This is a genomic window from Pseudomonas sp. Root569, from assembly GCF_001427465.1.
Taxonomy (GTDB): domain Bacteria; phylum Pseudomonadota; class Gammaproteobacteria; order Pseudomonadales; family Pseudomonadaceae; genus Aquipseudomonas; species Aquipseudomonas synxantha.
On record NZ_LMGQ01000026.1, the window covers coordinates 1 to 14,988 of the forward strand.

Annotated in this window: 15 protein-coding genes and 1 pseudogene; 10 read left to right on the forward strand and 6 right to left on the reverse strand. The window is 59.9% G+C overall.

What is annotated here, in order from left to right:
- Positions 1-158: 158 nt before the first annotated feature.
- Both rpmG and rpmB read right to left on the reverse strand, forming a co-directional pair.
- Positions 159-314, reverse strand: a complete 156-nt coding sequence (rpmG, locus tag ASD70_RS22230) for a 50S ribosomal protein L33 (protein ID WP_003176906.1) — start codon at positions 312-314, stop codon at positions 159-161.
- An 11-nt stretch (positions 315-325) separates the two neighbouring features.
- Positions 326-559 (reverse strand): 50S ribosomal protein L28, encoded by a 234-nt coding sequence (rpmB, locus tag ASD70_RS22235; RefSeq protein ID WP_003176907.1) that lies wholly within the window; start codon positions 557-559, stop codon positions 326-328.
- 458 nt (positions 560-1,017) lie between these two features.
- Between rpmB and ASD70_RS22240 the strand changes: the two genes are divergently transcribed.
- On the forward strand, positions 1,018-2,610 hold the full coding sequence (locus ASD70_RS22240; protein WP_056847470.1) for an ABC transporter substrate-binding protein: 1,593 nt from the start codon (positions 1,018-1,020) through the stop codon (positions 2,608-2,610).
- Positions 2,611-2,739: 129 nt separating this feature from the next.
- On the opposite strand, the gene radC is transcribed toward ASD70_RS22240, so the two are convergent.
- A complete protein-coding gene (radC, locus tag ASD70_RS22245) occupies positions 2,740-3,414 on the reverse strand; it encodes a RadC family protein (protein WP_046070087.1) in 675 nt (224 codons plus the stop codon).
- Between the two features lie 143 nt (positions 3,415-3,557).
- On the opposite strand from radC, the gene coaBC reads away from it, so the two are divergent.
- The 4 genes and pseudogenes from coaBC (at position 3,558) to argB (ending at position 7,814) form a co-directional block, all read left to right on the forward strand.
- Positions 3,558-4,766 (forward strand): bifunctional phosphopantothenoylcysteine decarboxylase/phosphopantothenate--cysteine ligase CoaBC, encoded by a 1,209-nt coding sequence (gene coaBC / locus ASD70_RS22250; protein ID WP_056847471.1) that lies wholly within the window; start codon positions 3,558-3,560, stop codon positions 4,764-4,766.
- A gap of 5 nt (positions 4,767-4,771) precedes the next feature.
- A complete protein-coding gene (gene dut, locus ASD70_RS22255; protein WP_046070088.1) occupies positions 4,772-5,227 on the forward strand; it encodes a dUTP diphosphatase in 456 nt (151 codons plus the stop codon).
- A gap of 254 nt (positions 5,228-5,481) precedes the next feature.
- Positions 5,482-6,888 (forward strand): annotated as a pseudogene (locus ASD70_RS22260) (phosphomannomutase/phosphoglucomutase); the annotation flags it as partial.
- Between the two features lie 20 nt (positions 6,889-6,908).
- Positions 6,909-7,814, forward strand: a complete 906-nt coding sequence (argB, locus tag ASD70_RS22265; protein ID WP_043048062.1) for an acetylglutamate kinase — start codon at positions 6,909-6,911, stop codon at positions 7,812-7,814.
- A 115-nt stretch (positions 7,815-7,929) separates the two neighbouring features.
- Here the strand turns inward: argB and pyrE are convergent, their stop codons facing one another.
- Entirely contained in the window at positions 7,930-8,574 is a 645-nt protein-coding gene (gene pyrE / locus ASD70_RS22270; RefSeq protein ID WP_003195489.1) for an orotate phosphoribosyltransferase, read from the reverse strand.
- Positions 8,575-8,656: 82 nt separating this feature from the next.
- On the opposite strand from pyrE, the gene ASD70_RS22275 reads away from it, so the two are divergent.
- The gene (locus tag ASD70_RS22275) at positions 8,657-9,436 is read left to right on the forward strand and encodes an exodeoxyribonuclease III (protein WP_003195493.1); all 780 of its coding nucleotides are present in this window, start codon (positions 8,657-8,659) and stop codon (positions 9,434-9,436) included.
- Between the two features lie 59 nt (positions 9,437-9,495).
- Here ASD70_RS22275 and ASD70_RS22280 read toward each other — a convergent pair whose 3' ends face one another.
- Both ASD70_RS22280 and rph read right to left on the reverse strand, forming a co-directional pair.
- Positions 9,496-9,864 carry a DUF4870 domain-containing protein gene (locus ASD70_RS22280; RefSeq protein ID WP_043048064.1) on the reverse strand — a complete coding sequence of 123 codons (369 nt, stop codon included), beginning with the start codon at positions 9,862-9,864 and terminating at the stop codon, positions 9,496-9,498.
- 22 nt (positions 9,865-9,886) lie between these two features.
- Positions 9,887-10,609, reverse strand: coding sequence for a ribonuclease PH (gene rph, locus ASD70_RS22285; protein ID WP_043048066.1), 723 nt, complete (start codon positions 10,607-10,609; stop codon positions 9,887-9,889).
- Between the two features lie 286 nt (positions 10,610-10,895).
- On the opposite strand from rph, the gene ASD70_RS22290 reads away from it, so the two are divergent.
- The 4 genes from ASD70_RS22290 to spoT all read left to right on the forward strand — a co-directional run bounded on the left by ASD70_RS22290 (position 10,896) and on the right by spoT (position 14,987).
- Positions 10,896-11,759, forward strand: a complete 864-nt coding sequence (locus ASD70_RS22290; protein WP_056847473.1) for a YicC/YloC family endoribonuclease — start codon at positions 10,896-10,898, stop codon at positions 11,757-11,759.
- A gap of 10 nt (positions 11,760-11,769) precedes the next feature.
- Positions 11,770-12,390 carry a guanylate kinase gene (gene gmk / locus ASD70_RS22295; protein ID WP_046070092.1) on the forward strand — a complete coding sequence of 207 codons (621 nt, stop codon included), beginning with the start codon at positions 11,770-11,772 and terminating at the stop codon, positions 12,388-12,390.
- A 167-nt stretch (positions 12,391-12,557) separates the two neighbouring features.
- Positions 12,558-12,821: a DNA-directed RNA polymerase subunit omega gene (gene rpoZ, locus ASD70_RS22300; protein ID WP_003195508.1), complete on the forward strand. Its 264-nt coding sequence runs from the start codon at positions 12,558-12,560 to the stop codon at positions 12,819-12,821.
- Between the two features lie 60 nt (positions 12,822-12,881).
- Complete coding sequence (gene spoT / locus ASD70_RS22305) at positions 12,882-14,987, forward strand: bifunctional GTP diphosphokinase/guanosine-3',5'-bis pyrophosphate 3'-pyrophosphohydrolase (RefSeq protein ID WP_015886535.1); 2,106 nt, start codon at positions 12,882-12,884, stop codon at positions 14,985-14,987.
- Position 14,988: the final 1 nt, after the last annotated feature.

A 14,988-nucleotide genomic window follows, 5' to 3' on the forward strand; every position in this document is an offset into this window, starting at 1 on the left:
CCTAGCGTGTAGTCACGCTGGCTCCGCCTTTTGCCCGAATCCATTGACTCCTCCTGAAGATAGGTCAGAAGGCGTAAACCTTATTCAGGACGGGACAACAGACAAAAAAAAGCCCGCATCGTGAGATACGGGCTTTTTTTCACAAGGAAGAAAATCAATTACTTGATTTTGCCTTCTTTGTAGATCACGTGCTTGCGAACGCGCGGGTCGAACATTTTCTTTTCGAGCTTGTCCGGGGTAGTACGCTTGTTCTTGTCGGTAGTGTAGAAGTGACCAGTACCGGCGCTAGAGATCATTCGAATCAATTCACGCATGATAGAGCTCCTTAGATCTTGCCAGCGGCGCGGATTTCGGCCAGCACGACAGTGATGCCGCGCTTGTCGATGATACGCATGCCTTTGGCAGATACACGCAGGCGAACAAAACGTTTCTCTTCTTCAACCCAGAAGCGGTGATGCTGCAGGTTCGGCAGGAAACGACGACGGGTTTTGTTATTTGCGTGGGAAATGTTATTCCCAGTCACCGGACCCTTACCGGTAACTTGACAGACTCTCGACATGCCTCAGCCCTCTAAAACCACATGCCCAACCCGGCATGGGTTGGCCGCTTAATCTCTCAGTCATTTGGCGCCAGGCGCCGCGTTTCTTTAGGGTCTTACCGGCTACACCTACAAGCGAAGGAACCGGGCCCCTAGAAAAGAGCGCTGCTTTATACCAGAAAGACCCCAGTGCAACAACAGCCCGTGTGTTTTTACCACCGTAAATCTTAGTGGCAGACGCCTGAACCACTGCCAGGAGGGGCCGCTGTGACAGCCGACCGCTCGTCGCACAGAATGATTTACAGCGCCCACAGGCACGGGGAAGTACACGGCGAAACGCGCTGAGGCGCCATCAAAACAGCATTTGGGCCAAAAGCACAGGCAAAAATGGGCTAGTCATTTATCAATCAGACCTCTACGGTAGGCTTTTTCCAGACTGCACTCGCAGATGGGCCTTCGATCTGCACAGGAAACCGAATATGCGCCTCGCTGCCCTACCGCTATTGCTTGCTCCTCTCTTTATCGCGCCGACGGCTATCGCGGCCACCAACCTGAGCGTCTGCACCGAGGCCAGCCCCGAGGGGTTCGATGTGGTGCAGTACAACTCGCTGACTACCACCAATGCCTCAGCAGACGTGCTGATGAACCGCCTGGTGGACTTCGACGCAGCCAGCGGCAAACTGGTACCGAGCCTGGCGGACAGTTGGGAAGTCTCATCCGATGGCCTGACCTACACCTTCAAGCTGCACCCGGGCGTGAAATTCCACCGCACAAACTATTTCAACCCCAGCCGTACGTTGACCGCCGAAGACGTACGTTTCAGCTTCGAGCGCATGCTTGATCCGGCCAACCCGTGGCACAAGATCGCCCAGAGCGGCTTCCCCCACGCCCAATCCCTGCAGTTGCCGGCACTGGTCAAGAAGATTGACGCCGTTGACCCGTTGACCGTGCGTTTCACCCTCGACCACGCCGACTCCACCTTCCTTGCGTCGCTGAGCATGGGCTTTGCCTCGATCTACCCGGCTGAATATGCCGACAAACTGCTCAAGGCCGGCACTCCCGAGAAGCTCAACAGCCAGCCAATCGGCACCGGCCCGTTCGTTTTTGTGCGTTTTCAGAAAGATGCCGTGGTGCGCTACAAGGCCAACCCGGACTACTTCGCCGGCAAGCCGGCGGTGGATAACTTGATCTTCGCCATTACTCCGGATGCCAACGTACGCCTGCAGAAGCTGCACCGCGATGAATGCCAGATCGCACTTTCGCCCAAGCCATTGGATGTGGGCGAGGCCGAAAAAGACCCAGCCTTGAAGGTGGAAAAAACCGCCGCGTTCATGACCGCATTCGTCGCCATCAACAGCCAGCACCCACCGTTGGACAAGCCCGAGGTGCGCCAGGCGATCAACTTGGCCTTTGACAAGAACAGCTACCTCAAGGCCGTATTCGAAGGCACTGGCGAAGCAGCCAATGGTGTCTACCCGCCGAACACCTGGAGCTATGCCCAGGATTTGCCGGGCTATCCACAAGATCTCGCCAAAGCCAAGGCGCTGCTCGACCGTGCCGGGCTCAAGGACGGCTTCAAGACCACGATATGGACTCGCCCTACCGGTAGCCTGCTGAACCCCAACCCGAATCTTGGCGCACAGCTGTTGCAGGCCGACCTGGCCAAGGTCGGCATCCAGGCCGAAATCCGTGTGATCGAATGGGGCGAGTTGATTCGCCGCGCCAAGGCCGGCGAGCATGACCTGCTGTTCATGGGCTGGGCTGGCGACAACGGCGACCCGGATAACTTCCTGACCCCGCAGTTCTCCTGCGCCGCAGTGAAGTCCGGCACCAACTTCGCCCGCTATTGCGACCCCGCGCTGGATAAGTTGATCCGCGCCGGCAAGACCACCAGCGAGCAAGGCGTGCGTACCAAGCTGTATCAACAGGCCCAGGCGCAGATCCAGCAGCAGGCCCTGTGGCTGCCGCTGGCACATCCGACAGCGTTTGCCCTGGCCCGCAAGAATGTCGAGGGCTATCAGGTGAGCCCGTTCGGGCGTCAGGATTATTCGAAAGTCAGCGTCAAGCCGTAAGGCGCAACACCTTGCACTGTAAGAGCGAGTTTGCTCGCGAAGATCGTTAACGATAATGCGAAAACCCTGATGCCCCGCGAGATCATCAGGTTTTCGCGAGCAAGCTCGCTCCTACAGATACGGGTGTCGTTATATCCACCCGTATTCAGCCATCGACAGCGGGTCACCATCTCCAACAATGATGTGATCCAGCACGCGCACATCCACCGCCTCCAACGCCTTTTGCAGCAACTTGGTCAATTTTCGATCAGCTGCACTGGGCTCTACACTCCCGGACGGATGGTTGTGACACAGGATCAACGCCGCCGCGTTGTACGCCAGCGCACGCTTTACCACTTGTCGCGGATAAACAATCGCGGTGTCGATGGTGCCCTGAAACATTGCCTCAAACCCCAACACCCGGTGTCTTGAATCAAGGAACAGGCAGCCAAAAATCTCATGGGGTTCATGGCGCAGTAGTGCCTTGAGGTACTCGCGCACGGCCAGCGGGCTCTCCAGCACCGAATCAGCGCGTAAGCGCTCGGCCATGTGGCGCCGGGACATTTCCAGCACCGCCTGCAGCTGGGCAAACTTTGCCGGCCCCAGCCCCAGATGCTGGCTGAACAGCGTCTGGCTGGCCTCCAGCAGTGGGCGCAAGCCACCGAATTGCGCCAATAGATGGCGCGCCAGATCGACCGCACTTCTACCGGAAACCCCTGTACGCAGGAAGATCGCCAACAACTCGGCATCGGACAGGCTCGCCGCGCCGCCTTCCAACAACTTCTCCCGCGGGCGCTCCGCCACGGGCCAATCACGAATACTCATCCTACCTCCGTGTGTACCTGCTCCGCTGTTGCCCAGCGGGCGCTGTGTTATCGTAGGCGCTCTTTTTTGCATGCGATTTCACCTGGGGAGGGGTCATCGCAGGCGTCACTGAACTGGCATCACTGAACTGGAAAGGCAAACCAATGCAGCGTCTGTATCGGAAACGCATCGTTCTCGGCGTCGGCGGCGGCATTGCCGCCTACAAGAGCGCAGAGCTGGTTCGCAGGCTCCTGGACCAGGGCGCCGAAGTGCGCGTGGTCATGACCCGTGGCGGCAGTGAGTTCATCACCCCGCTGACTATGCAGGCCCTGTCCGGCCACCCGGTTCATCTGGACCTGCTCGACCCGGCGGCCGAAGCCGCCATGGGCCATATCGAGCTGGCCAAATGGGCCGACCTGGTACTGATCGCCCCGGCCACCGCCGATCTGATCGCCCGCCTGGCCCAGGGCATTGCCGATGACCTGCTGACCACGCTGGTACTGGCCACCGACGCCACCGTCGCCATCGCCCCGGCCATGAACCAGGCCATGTGGCGCGACCCGGCTACCCAGGCCAATACCCAGCTCCTGCAAAGCCGCGGCGTCAAGGTGTTCGGCCCCGCTTCCGGCAGCCAAGCCTGCGGCGATGTCGGCATGGGCCGCATGCTCGAAGCCACCGACCTGGCACAGTGCGCCGCCGAGTGCTTCCAGCACCTGGCCCTGACCGGCAAGCACGTGCTGATCACCGCCGGCCCGACCCAGGAAAACATCGACCCGGTGCGCTACATCACCAACCATAGCTCAGGAAAAATGGGCTTCGCGTTGGCAGAAGCAGCGGTCGAGGCAGGCGCACGGGTCACCCTGATCACTGGCCCGGTGCATCTGCCCACCCCTGACCGCGTCACGCGAATCGACGTAGTCAGCGCCCGGGACATGCTGGCAGCCTGTGAAGCGGCCATTCCCTGCGACCTGTTCATCGCCTCGGCAGCGGTTGCGGATTACCGCCCGGAAGTCGTCGCCCCGCAAAAGCTCAAGAAAGACCCCACAAGCGGTGACGGCCTGCTCCTGCAAATGGTGCGCAACCCGGACATCCTGGCCACCATCGCCACTCGTCCGGATCGCCCGTTCAGTGTAGGTTTTGCTGCCGAAACCGAACACCTGCTGGACTACGCCGCACGCAAACTGAAAGACAAAAACCTCGACCTGATCGTTGCCAATGATGTCGCCAACCCGAGCATCGGCTTCAACAGCGAGGAAAATGCCTGCAGCGTGATCGACCGCGAGCTGCACGCCACCCTTTTCGCCCAGACCAGCAAGGGCAAGATTGCCCGCCAACTGATCTCTTTTATCGCCCAACGGCTGAACCAGGTTTAATTTCCATGCACGCTTTGCAAGCCAAGATCCTCGATCCCCGCATCGGCAACGAATTCCCTCTGCCGGCCTACGCCACTCCAGGCTCCGCCGGCCTGGACCTGCGCGCCATGCTCAAGCAAGACACCGTCCTTGAACCGGGCCAGACCATCCTGATCCCCACCGGCTTGTCGATTTATGTTGGCGACCCTGGCCTGGCGGCGCTGATCCTGCCGCGCTCCGGCCTGGGCCATAAACACGGGATCGTGCTGGGCAACCTGGTCGGCCTGATCGACTCCGACTACCAGGGCGAGCTGATGGTGTCGTGCTGGAACCGTGGCCAGACCGCGTTCAACATCGCAATCGGCGAACGCATCGCCCAGCTGGTGTTGGTGCCCGTGGTACAAGCGCACTTCGAACTGGTAGAAGAGTTCGACGAAACCCAGCGCGGCGCAGGCGGTTTTGGGCATTCCGGCAGTCACTGACTAAGCTGAATCAGGTCGGACACCCTGGTCCGGCCCGATGCCACCGCCCGGCGTTTCAGGATGAAGAATGCGCGGAGCTCAAGAACGAGATTTATCCAGCAAAATCAATGCATTACTTGACCGTACGGGCAAGCCAAAAGCCCCGATGGCACTTTTACACCACGAACTCTCTGCCGAAAACGCCGTCATACCCTTCAGTTTGAGCCTGCCGGCCAGCCCCATTCAGGCCAGCCCCGCCCCTTTCAGATGGAGTTTCCCCCGCGATGAGTACTGCAGCCCGCGTAGCCCCGACCTTCCCCGACAGCATTTTTCGCGCCTATGACATTCGGGGCGTGGTACCCAAGACCCTGACCGCCGAAACCGCCTACTGGATTGGCCGCGCCATCGGCTCCCAGAGCCTGGCCCAGGACGAACCCAACGTATCAGTGGGGCGTGACGGCCGCTTGTCCGGCCCGGAGCTGGTCGAGCAACTGATCCAGGGCCTGGCCGACAGCGGCTGCCACGTCAGCGACGTCGGCCTGGTGCCAACACCCGCGCTGTATTACGCCGCCAATGTCCTGGCCGGCAAATCCGGGGTAATGCTCACCGGCAGTCACAACCCCTCGGACTACAACGGCTTCAAGATCGTCATCGCGGGCGACACCCTGGCCAACGAACAGATCCAGGCCCTGCACAAGCGCCTCAAAACCAACGACCTGACCAGTGGCCAGGGCACCGTCACCAAAGTCGACATCCTGCAGCGCTACTCTGACGAAATCACCCGCGACGTCAAACTCGCGCGCCGCCTCAAAGTGGTGGTCGATTGCGGCAACGGTGCGGCCGGCGTGATCGCCCCGCAGCTGCTCGAAGCCCTGAACTGCGAGGTGATCCCGCTGTTCTGCGACGTCGACGGCAACTTCCCCAACCATCACCCAGACCCAGGCAAGCCAGAAAACCTGGTAGACCTGATTGCCAAGGTCAAGGAAGTGGGTGCCGACGTAGGCCTGGCCTTCGATGGCGACGGCGACCGCGTGGGCGTGGTGACTGAAACCGGCGAGATTGTGTTTCCGGACCGCCTGCTGATGCTGTTTGCCCGTGACGTGGTAGCGCGCAATGCCAACGCCGAGATCATTTTCGACGTGAAGTGCACCCGCCGCCTGACGCCACTGATCAAGGAATATGGCGGCCGCCCGCTAATGTGGAAGACTGGCCACTCGTTGATCAAAAAGAAAATGAAGGAAACTGGCGCGCTGTTGGCCGGTGAAATGAGCGGCCATGTATTCTTCAAGGAACGCTGGTTCGGGTTTGACGACGGCATTTACAGTGCCGCTCGCCTGCTGGAGATCCTCAGCAAGGAGAAATCCACGGCCGAAGAGCTGTTTCAGACCTTCCCGAATGATATTTCTACGCCAGAGATCAATATCCATGTGACCGAGGAGAGCAAATTCAGCATCATTGACGCATTGCACGATGCGCAATGGGGTGAAGGCGCCGACCTGACTACCATTGATGGTGTGCGAGTCGATTACGCCAAAGGCTGGGGCCTGGTTCGCGCGTCCAACACCACACCGGTGCTGGTCCTGCGTTTCGAGGCGGATACCGAGGCTGAGCTGCAGCGCATCAAGGACGTGTTCCATGCCCAGCTGAAACGTGTTGCCCCTGATCTCCAATTACCGTTCTGATTTATTGCCCGGAGCCCTGAATGACCCTCGAACGCGAAGCCGCTGCCAACACCGCCAAGGTCCTGTCCGAAGCGTTACCTTACATTCGACGCTACGTCGGCAAGACGCTGGTGATCAAGTACGGTGGCAATGCCATGGAAAGCGACGAGCTGAAAACCGGCTTTGCCCGCGACATCGTGCTGATGAAGGCCGTAGGGATCAACCCGGTGGTGGTGCACGGCGGCGGCCCGCAGATCGGCGACCTGCTCAAGCGCCTGTCGATCGAGAGTCACTTCATCGATGGCATGCGCGTCACTGACGCGCAGACCATGGACGTGGTGGAAATGGTCCTCGGCGGCCAGGTCAACAAAGACATTGTCAACCTGATCAACCGCCACGGCGGCAGCGCCATCGGCCTGACCGGCAAGGATGCGGAGCTGATCCGTGCGAAGAAACTCACGGTTACCCGCAAGACTCCTGAGATGACCCAGCCGGAAATCATCGATATCGGCCAGGTCGGCGAAGTGATCGGCATCAACACCGATCTGCTGAACCTGCTGGTCAAGAGCGACTTCATCCCAGTGATCGCACCTATCGGTGTGGGAGCCAATGGCGAGTCCTACAACATCAATGCTGACCTGGTAGCGGGCAAGGTGGCTGAAGCACTGCAGGCTGAAAAGCTGATGCTGCTGACCAACATTGCCGGCCTGATGGACAAGGAAGGCAAGGTACTGACTGGCCTGTCCACCCAGCAAGTGGACGAGTTGATCGCCGACGGCACCATCTACGGCGGCATGCTGCCCAAGATCGGTTGCGCACTGGGCGCGGTACAGGGCGGCGTGGGTAGCGCGCTGATCCTGGATGGCCGTGTACCGAATGCGGTGCTGTTGGAGATCTTCACGGATACCGGCATGGGTACGCTGATCAGCAACCGCAAGCGTCCTTAAAACGCTGCAAATAAAAGGCCCCGCTCAATCCGATTGAGCGGGGCCTTTTTGTATAGAGCGAGAGGACAATGGAGATCCCCCTCCCACACAAACCCATTTCAACAAAAAGTCGGTATCAGACGCCAAACTGCTCGCGATACGCCCGCACTGCCGGCAAATGCTGCTTGAGCTGCGGATCATCTTCCAGGAACTGCAACACCTGGTTCAACGACACGATACTCACCACCGGAATGCCGAAATCACGCTCAACTTCCTGGATAGCCGACAACTCACCGTTGCCGCGCTCCTGGCGGTTCAAGGCGATCAGCACACCGGCGGCCTTGGCGCCGTCCTGTGACGCGATGATCTGCATCACTTCACGGATCGCGGTGCCGGCGGTGATCACGTCATCGATGATCAGCACATCGCCGGTCAGCGGAGCGCCGACCAGGCTACCGCCTTCACCATGGGCCTTGGCTTCCTTGCGGTTGAAACACCATGGCAGATCCTGCCCATGATGCTCCGCCAGGGCCACCGCTGTAGCCGCAGCCAGGGGAATACCCTTGTAGGCCGGGCCAAAGAGCACGTCGAAGGAAATACCGCTTTCAACAATGGCTGCCGCGTAGAAACGACCCAGCTGAGCCAGGGCCGAACCCGAGTTGAACAGGCCCGCATTGAAGAAGTACGGGCTGGTGCGCCCGGACTTGAGAGTGAACTCACCGAAGCGTAGAACGCCGCGATCGATGGCAAAACGAATGAAATCGCGTTGATACGCCTGCATGAAAAAAGCCTCAGATACCACGGATTTAGCTAATTAGGTGGACGGCGTGTATCATACACGCACGCGATTTTTGGGGCCATTTATGCGGATCATCAGTGTGAACGTTAATGGTATTCAGGCTGCAGTCGAGCGTGGTTTGCTCAGTTGGCTGCAAGCACAGAATGCCGACGTCATCTGCCTGCAGGACACCCGCGCCTCCGCCTTTGAACTGGACGACCCAGCCTTCCAACTGGATGGCTACTTCCTTTATGCCTGCGATGCCGAAGTGCCCACCCAAGGTGGCGTGGCTTTGTACTCGCGGTTGCAACCCAAGGCGGTCATCAGCGGCCTCGGCTTCGAGACAGCCGACCGCTACGGGCGCTACCTGCAAGCCGATTTCGACAAGGTCAGCATCGCGACCTTGCTGCTTCCTTCGGGGCAGAACGGCGATGAAGACTTGAACCAGAAGTTCAAGCTAATGGACGACTTCGCCCGTTATCTGGATAAACAGCGACGCAAACGTCGCGAGTACATTTATTGTGGCTCGCTGTACGTGGCGCAACAGAAGCTGGATATCAAGAACTGGCGCGACAGCCAGCAGTCCCCGGGCTTTCTGGCGCCGGAACGGGCCTGGATGGACGAGATTGTCGGCAACATGGGCTATGTCGATGCCCTGCGTGAAGTCAGCCGTGAAGGCGACCAGTACAGCTGGTGGCCGGACAACGAACAGGCCGAGATGCTCAACCTGGGTTGGCGCTTCGACTACCAGTTGCTGACCCCAGGTCTGCGTCGGTTCGTGCGCAGTGCACGCTTGCCGCGCCAGCCGCGCTTTTCGCAGCACGCGCCATTGATTGTGGACTACGACTGGACATTGACCATCTGAGGTCGATCTCCAGGCACAAAAAAACCGACAGCGATGTCGGTTTTTTTGTGGCCGGTCGGTTACTTGACCAGGCGCCAGGTCCACGGATAGCGGTAAGCAACGCCTTTGTTGGCCTGGATCCCGGCGATGATCGTCAGTATCAGCGCCCCGATCACCAGCACGGTCATCAGCAAAAAGCCGATGACGACAAAGCCCAGCACCAGGCACACCAGCCAGGCGATCGCCACGGTAATCTGGAAATTCAGCGCTTCCTTGCCCTGATCATCGATAAGCGGGTCCACGTCCTTCTTGAACTGCCACAGGATCAGCGGCCCCAACAAGCTGCCGAAGGGAAATACCAACCCCGCAAACGCCGCGAAGTGACACAACATTGCCAACTGGCGTACTTCCTTGGACGGTGCCGGAACCGGCAACTGGCTGTCACTCATGGCGTTTCTCCTTGGCACCGGCTCAGTCGGCCAGCGCGGCGTTCTGCAGTTGGAAAATTTCGGTCATGCCTTTCTGGGCCAAGGCCAGCATCGCGTTCAGCTCAGCCGGCTGGAATGGCGCGCCTTCAGCGGTGCCCTGCACTTCGATGAAACCACCGGTGCTGGTCATGACCACGTTCAGGTCAGTCTCGGCGGCCGAATCCTCCAGGTAGTCCAGGTCCAGCACAGGCTCACCCTGGTACATGCCGACCGATACCGCGGCGATCATCTGCTTGAGCGGGTCACCGGCCTTGAGGCCGCCGCGCTTCTTGATCACTTTCAGCGCGTCGACCAGGGCCACCATGGCACCGGTGATGGAGGCAGTACGGGTACCGCCATCAGCCTGGATCACGTCGCAGTCGACGTACAGGGTCACGTCGCCCAGCTTGGACATGTCCAGGGCGGCGCGCAGGGAACGGCCGATCAGGCGCTGGATCTCCAGGGTGCGCCCGCCTTGCTTGCCACGGCTGGCTTCACGCTGGTTACGCTCGCCAGTGGCGCGCGGCAGCATGCCGTATTCAGCGGTCAACCAACCCTGGCCCTGGCCCTTGAGGAAACGCGGCACGCCGTTTTCGACGCTGACGGTGCAGATCACCTTGGTATCGCCAAACTCGACCAGTACGGATCCCTCGGCGTGTTTGGTGTAGTTGCGGGTGATGCGGATCGAGCGGAGCTGATCGGCAGCGCGACCACTTGGACGTTTCATAGGGGATACCTGTACGAAGGACGAAAAACTGCCGAGCATTATAGAGCCGCCAGCCGATTCGGGGCACTTCTAAAAATTCGGTTACGAATGCGCATGTTTGGGCGCCTCCTGCGCACTGCGCTACAATCCTGCGCCTCTCGACTGTAGGAGCGAGCTTGCTCGCGAAAAACACTAACGATAACGGGGGTCTCCTGATTCAGCGCGACGCCCTTGCGTTCTTCGCGAGCAAGCTCGCTCCTACAGGTCGGCCTGGCCAATCTCTATTTATCCAACACGAGGTACCTCCATGGTGCACAGCATGACCGCCTTCGCCCGTGTCGAAAAAGCCGGGGCCCAAGGCACCCTCAGCTGGGAATTGCGCTCGGTCAACAGCCGTTACCTGGAGCCGCACCTGCGCCTGCCGGAGTCGTTCCGCGACCTCGAAGGCGCGGTCCGTGAAGCACTGCGCCAGGGCATCTCCCGTGGCAAGCTGGAATGCACCCTGCGCTTTACCGAAGAAACTACCGGCAAGCCACTACAGGTCGACCGCGACCGCGCCGCGCAACTGGTGGCCGCCGCCGAAACCATTGCCGGCCTGATCAAGCAACCGGCCGCACTGAACCCTTTGGAAGTGCTGGCCTGGCCCGGCGTGTTGGTGGCCGACGCAACTGACCCGCAAGCCTTGAATGCAGAAGCCCTAGCCCTCTTCAACCAGGGCCTGAAGGAACTCAAGGCCGGTCGCGAGCGCGAAGGCGCCGAACTGGCGCGCCTGATCAACGAGCGTCTGACCTCGATCGAAGCAGATGTAGTCACGCTGCGCGAAATGGTGCCGCAGATGCTCGCCACCCAACGCCAGAAGGTTCTCGACCGCTTCACCGACATGAAGGCCGACCTTGACCCGACTCGCCTGGAACAGGAAATGGTCCTGCTCGCACAGAAGAGCGATGTGGCCGAAGAGCTCGACCGCCTGAGTACCCACATCCTTGAAGTGCGCCGCGTCCTCAAGTCTGGCGGTGCCGCCGGTCGGCGCCTGGACTTCCTGATGCAGGAACTCAACCGCGAAGCCAATACACTGGGCTCCAAGGCGTTCGATCCGCGCAGTACCACGGCCGCGGTCAACCTCAAAGTGTTGATCGAGCAGATGCGCGAACAAGTACAGAATATTGAGTAAGGCAACCTCCATGACCCACAGCACCGGCACCCTTTACATCATTTCCGCCCCTTCGGGCGCGGGCAAGAGCAGCCTGGTCAAGGCCTTGACCGACGCTGACGAGCAGATCCGCATCTCGGTGTCCCACACCACCCGCGCCATGCGCCCGGGCGAGGTCAATGGCGTGCACTATCACTTCGTCGAGCGTACCGAGTTCGTCAAGATGATCGAACATGGCGATTTCCTCGAACGTGCCGAAGTCTTCGGCAACCTCTACGGCACCTCCCAAAGTCACTTGCAACAAACTCTGGACGAAGGCCACGACCTGATCCTGGAAATCGATTGGCAGGGCGCCGAACAAGTGCGCCAGCTGATGCCCAAGGCTCGCTCGATCTTCATCCTGCCGCCGTCGCTGGAAGCCTTGCACCAACGCCTGACCAACCGCGGCCAGGACAGCGATGCGATCATCGAAGGCCGCATGCGCGAGGCCGTCAGCGAAATGAGTCACTACGTCGACTACGACTACCTGATCATCAATGACGATTTCGCCCAGGCCCTGGACGATTTGAAGGCGATTTTCCGCGCCAACCAGCTCCAGCAAAAGCGTCAACAGCAACGTTTTGGCAAATTACTTGCCGAACTGCTCGGCTGATTGGCTCTTCCCAAAACTGCTGCAAGGGCCTTACATTGGCACTTGCAGCGGTTTTGCGAGGGTCTGCGAAAAATCAGCGCTTCCCTAAACGCTGGTGTTTTTTTAAACTGCTCAGTCCGCTCGCCCAACCGGGCAGCGCGCATCTTGCATTCGCTCCGAGGAATACCATGGCCCGCGTAACCGTTGAAGACTGCCTAGAACACGTGGATAACCGCTTTGAGCTGGTCATGCTCTCTACCAAGCGTGCCCGTCAACTGGCCACTGGCGGCAAAGAGCCCTTGGTCCAGTGGGAAAACGACAAGCCTACCGTTGTAGCCCTGCGTGAAATCGCTGAGGGCCTGATGAGCTATGAGTTCATCGCCAACGCCGAAATCGTTGAAGACGAACCGCTGTTTGCAGCGTTCGAAGGCGAGTCCAACGAGGACGTCTAAGCCTATGCCTGGTCGACGTAGCACGGCGCGGGGTCACAGCCATCGGCAGGAGTTCACACTTTGCCGAGCATAGACGCCCTCGCCGATCGCTTATCGACCTACCTCGGCCCAGACCAGGTCAACCTGGTCCGCCGAGCGTATTTCTACGCCGAACAAGCCCACGACGGCCAACGCCGCCGCAGTGGCGAGGCGTATGTCACCCATCCTCTTGCGGTGGCAAATATTCTTGCCGACATGCACATGGACCATCAGAGCCTGATGGCTGCGATGCTGCATGACGTGATCGAAGACACCGGCATCGCCAAGGAAGCGCTCAGTGCGCAGTTTGGCGAAACCGTGGCCGAACTGGTCGACGGGGTCAGCAAACTGACCCAGATGAACTTCGAGACCAAGGCCGAAGCCCAGGCGGAAAACTTCCAGAAGATGGCCATGGCCATGGCCCGGGATATCCGGGTGATCCTGGTCAAGCTGGCCGACCGGCTGCACAACATGCGCACGCTGGAAGTGCTGTCCGGTGAAAAACGCCGGCGCATCGCCAAGGAAACCCTGGAAATCTACGCGCCCATCGCCAACCGGCTGGGCATGCACGCCATTCGCATCGAATTCGAAGACCTCGGCTTCAAGGCCATGCACCCGATGCGTTCGGCGCGCATCTACCAGGCGGTCAAGCGCGCCCGGGGCAACCGCAAGGAAATCGTCAACAAGATCGAAGAGTCCCTGAGCCATTGCCTGGCGATCGACGAAATCGAGGGCGAGGTCAGCGGCCGGCAGAAGCACATCTACGGCATTTACAAGAAGATGCGTGGCAAGCGCCGGGCCTTCAACGAGATCATGGACGTGTATGCGTTCCGGATCATCGTCGACAAGGTCGATACCTGCTACCGCGTGCTGGGCGCTGTACATAATTTGTACAAACCCCTGCCGGGGCGATTCAAGGACTACATCGCCATTCCCAAGGCCAACGGCTACCAGTCCCTGCACACCACGCTGTTCGGCATGCATGGCGTGCCCATCGAAATCCAGATCCGTACCCGCGAAATGGAAGAGATGGCCAACAACGGCATCGCCGCCCATTGGCTGTACAAGTCCAGCGGCGACGAGCAGCCCAAAGGCACCCATGCCCGCGCCCGCCAATGGGTCAAGGGCGTGCTGGAAATGCAGCAACGTGCCGGCAACTCCCTGGAATTCATCGAAAGCGTGAAGATCGACCTGTTCCCGGACGAGGTCTACGTGTTCACGCCCAAGGGCCGGATCATGGAGCTGCCAAAAGGCTCCACGGCGGTCGACTTCGCCTATGCGGTGCACACCGACGTCGGCAACAGCTGCATCGCCTGCCGCATCAATCGTCGTCTCGCACCGCTGTCCGAACCGCTGCAAAGCGGCTCCACGGTCGAGATCGTCAGTGCACCAGGCGCACGCCCGAACCCGGCGTGGCTCAACTTCGTGGTCACCGGCAAGGCACGTACGCATATTCGTCATGCCCTGAAACTGCAGCGTCGTTCCGAGTCCATCAGCCTGGGCGAACGCCTGCTGAACAAGGTGCTCAATGGCTTCGACAGCGCCCTGGACAAGATTCCGCAGGAGCGCGTGCAAGCGATGCTCCACGAATACCGCCAGGAAACCATCGAAGACCTGCTGGAAGATATCGGCCTGGGTAACCGCATGGCCTACGTGGTCGCCCGCCGCCTGCTGGGCGAAGGCGAACAGTTGCCAAGCCCTGAAGGCCCCCTGGCGATTCGTGGTACCGAGGGCCTGGTGCTCAGCTACGCCAAATGCTGCACGCCGATCCCTGGCGACCCGATTGTCGGGCACTTGTCTGCGGGAAAAGGCATGGTGGTGCACCTGGACAACTGCCGCAACATCACCGAAATCCGCCACAACCCGGAAAAATGCATCCAGCTCTCGTGGGCCAAGGATGTCACCGGCGAATTCAACGTCGAGCTGCGGGTGGAGCTGGAACACCAGCGCGGACTGATCGCCCTGCTGGCCAGCAGCGTCAACGCCGCCGACGGCAATATCGAGAAAATCAGCATGGACGAACGTGATGGTCGCATCAGCGTGGTCCAACTGGTGGTCAGTGTGCACGACCGCGTGCACCTGGCCCGCGTGATCAAGAAACTGCGCGCCTTGACCGGTGTGATCCGCATCACCCGTATGCGTGCATAAC